A 3,201-nucleotide genomic window follows, 5' to 3' on the forward strand; every position below is an offset into this window, starting at 1 on the left:
ATCCGCACCGTCGCCCGCATCGCGCGGGTCGTGGCGCGCGCAGGCCGGCGGGCGGCTCATCGCGCCGCTGCGCCGGACGCTGATCGTCGCGGGCGTCGCGCAGGCCGTCGTGACCCTCGTCGAGCTGGCGCCGTTCGTGCTGCTCGTCGAGCTCGCGCGGCTCATGCTCGCGGGCGCCGACGCGTCACGGCTGTGGACGGTCGGACTGTGGGCCGTCGGGGTCATGGGCGCCGGCGTGCTGCTGTCGTCCGCGCTCCTGCTGTGGCTGCACCGCGTCGACGCGCGCTTCGCCCACGGACTGCGCCGACGACTGCTCGGCACCCTCGCGCGGCTGCCGCTCGGCTGGTTCGACGCGCGCGGCTCCGGTGCGGTCAAGCAGCTCGTGCAGGACGACACGCTGTCGCTGCACTACCTCGTCACCCACGCCGTGCCCGACGCCGTCGCCGCGGTCGTCGCACCGGTGGCGGTGCTCGTCTACCTGTTCGCCGTCGACTGGCGGCTCGCGCTCGTGCTGCTCATCCCTGTGCTCGTGTACGTCGTCGCCATGTGGATCATGGTCGTGCAGTCGGGCTCTCGCCCTGCGCAGGCGATGCGCTGGTCCGAGCGCATGAACGGCGAGGCGGGCGCGTATCTCGAAGGCCAGCCCGTCGTGCGCGTGTTCGGCGGCGCCGCGGCCTCGACCTTCCGCGCGCGGCTGGGCGAGTACATCCGGTTCCTCGACGACTGGCAGCGGCCCCTGACCGGTCAGAAGGCCGTCATCGACCTCGCCAACCGTCCGGGCACGTTCCTCCTGCTCATCTGCGTGTTCGGCACGCTGCTGATCTCCACCGGCGGCATGGCGCCGGTGTCGCTGCTGCCCTTCCTGCTGCTCGGCGCCACGTTCGGCTCGCGTCTGCTCGGCATCGGCTTCGGACTGGGCGGCCTCCGGGCGGGCCTGCTCGCGGCCCGCCGCATCCAGGTCGCGCTCGACGAGGACGAGCTCGACACCGTCGCGGGCGGCGAGCAGGCCGCCACGCCGGACGGACGCGTCGAGTTCGACGGCGTGCGCTTCTCGTACCGCCACGGCGTGCCCGTGCTGCAGGACGTCTCGCTGACGCTCGAGCCCGGCACGGTCACGGCCCTCGTCGGCCCGTCCGGATCGGGCAAGTCCACGCTCGCGGCGCTCCTCGCGCGCTTCCACGACGTGGATGCCGGTGCGATCCGCATCGGCGGACGCGACGTGCGCGCGCTCACCGCCGACGAGCTGTACGCGCGCGTGGGCTTCGTCTTCCAGCAGACCCAGCTCGTGCAGGGCACCGTGCACGAGAACATCGCGCTCGCGGTGCCCGACGCGAGCCGCGCGCAGGTCGAGGCCGCCGCGCGGGCGGCGCAGATCCACGAGCGCGTGCTCCGCCTGCCGGACGGCTACGACACCGTGCTGGGACCGGACGCCGCGCTCTCCGGCGGCGAGCGGCAGCGGCTCACGATCGCCCGCGCCCTCCTCGCCGACACGCCGGTGCTCGTCCTCGACGAGGCGACCGCGTACGCAGACCCCGAGTCGGAGTACCTCGTGCAGCGCGCCATCGACCGCCTCGCCGCGGGGCGCACCGTGGTCGTCATCGCGCACCGGCTGCACACCGTCACGGGCGTCGACCGCATCGTCGTGCTCGACCACGGCCGCGTCGCGGAGACCGGCACCCACGCGGAGCTGCTCGCGCGTGGCGGTCGTTACCGGCGACTGTGGGATGCCGGGGGCACGGACGCGGTCGACGTCGACGCCCGCGCCGAGGCCGTGGACGCGGAGGCGAGCCGATGATCCGCACGATCCTCTCCCTGCTCCCCGCCGACAGCCGTCGCACGGTGGCGGCCCATCTGACCCTGACCGTCGTGGGGATCGTGCTGCGCGCGGCCGGCGCGGTGCTGCTCGTGCCGCTGGTCGCCGCCCTGTTCGGCGGCGATCCCGCACGCGCGTGGCCCTGGGTGGGGGCGCTCGCGCTCACCACCGTCGTCGGCTGGGCCGTCGACGCGACCGTCGTGCGCCTCGGCTACGGCCTGGGCTTCCGGCTGCTCGCGACCGGCCAGCCCACCGTGGCCGATCGCATCACCGGCATCCGCCTCACATGGTTCGACGCCGCGAACACGGCGACCGCCCGGCAGGCGGTCGCCGCGACCGGACCCGAGCTCGTGGGGCTCGTCGCCTACCTGGTGACGCCGCTCGTCGCCGCGGTGCTGCTGCCGATCGCGATCGCGGTGGCGCTGATCCCGATCTCGTGGCAGCTCGGCGTCGCCGCCCTCGTCGGAGTGCCCGTGCTGCTCGGCGCGCACGCCGCGTCGGGACGCCTCACCCGCGGCGCCGATCGCGCCGCCGCCGAGACCAACGGCGCGCTGACCGAGCGCATCGTCGAGTTCGCGCGCACGCAGCAGGCGCTGCGCGCCGCCCGCCGAGCCGAGCCCGCGCGCAGTCAGGTCGGCGCGGCGCTCGACGCGCAGCACGGCGCCGCCCTCCGCGTGCTGCGTCTGCAGGTGCCCGGCCAGCTCCTGTTCGGGCTCGCGACGCAGCTCGCGCTCGTCGTCCTCGCCGGCGTCACGGTGCTCCTCACCGTGCGGGGAGAGGTCGCCGTGCCCGAGGCGATCGCCCTCATCGTGGTGATCGTCCGCTACCTGGAGGCGTTCACCACTCTCGCGGAGCTGTCGCCGGGCATCGAGAGCACCACCGGGGTGCTGCGCCGCATCCGCGACGTGCTCGACGCGCCCGGCGACCCGGCCGGCGCCGTCGACGCGGCGCCGGAGGCCGCGCCCCGCATCGAGCTGCGGGGCGTCTCGTTCCGCTACGGGGACGACGAGCCCGCGGTGGTCGATCGCCTCGACCTGGCCTTCGAGGCGGGCACGACGACCGCCATCGTCGGTCCGTCCGGCTCGGGCAAGAGCACCGTGCTGGCCCTCCTCGCCGGGCTCCAGCACCCGACCGCCGGCCGCGTGCTGGTCGACGGCGCCGACGCGGGGGAGCTGACCGCCGCGGCGCGCCGCGCCCTCGTGAGCGTCGTCTTCCAGCAGCCCTACCTGTTCGACGGCGGCATCCGCGAGAACGTCCTGGTCGGCGACCCCGCCGCCGGCGACGGGGCGGTCGCCCGCGCCGCCGAGCTCGCGCGCGTCGACGCCATCGTGCACCGGCTGCCGGACGGCTGGGACACGCGCGCCGGCGAGGCCGGCGGCGGGCTGTCG

Annotated in this window: 2 protein-coding genes; both read left to right on the forward strand. The window is 75.4% G+C overall.

Going from position 1 to position 3,201, the window contains the following annotated elements; all coding sequences use genetic code 11:
• A partial coding sequence (locus tag WML84_RS14115) for an ABC transporter ATP-binding protein (protein ID WP_347346773.1) occupies nt 1–1,795 on the forward strand: 1,795 nt, incomplete at its 5' end.
• Nucleotides 1,792–3,201, forward strand: a 1,410-nt coding sequence (locus WML84_RS14120; protein WP_347346774.1) for an ABC transporter ATP-binding protein, incomplete at its 3' end; no start/stop codon positions are given. The genes WML84_RS14115 and WML84_RS14120, both read left to right, overlap by 4 nt.

This window comes from Microbacterium sp. (assembly GCF_039812165.1).
In the GTDB taxonomy this organism is placed as follows: domain Bacteria; phylum Actinomycetota; class Actinomycetes; order Actinomycetales; family Microbacteriaceae; genus Microbacterium.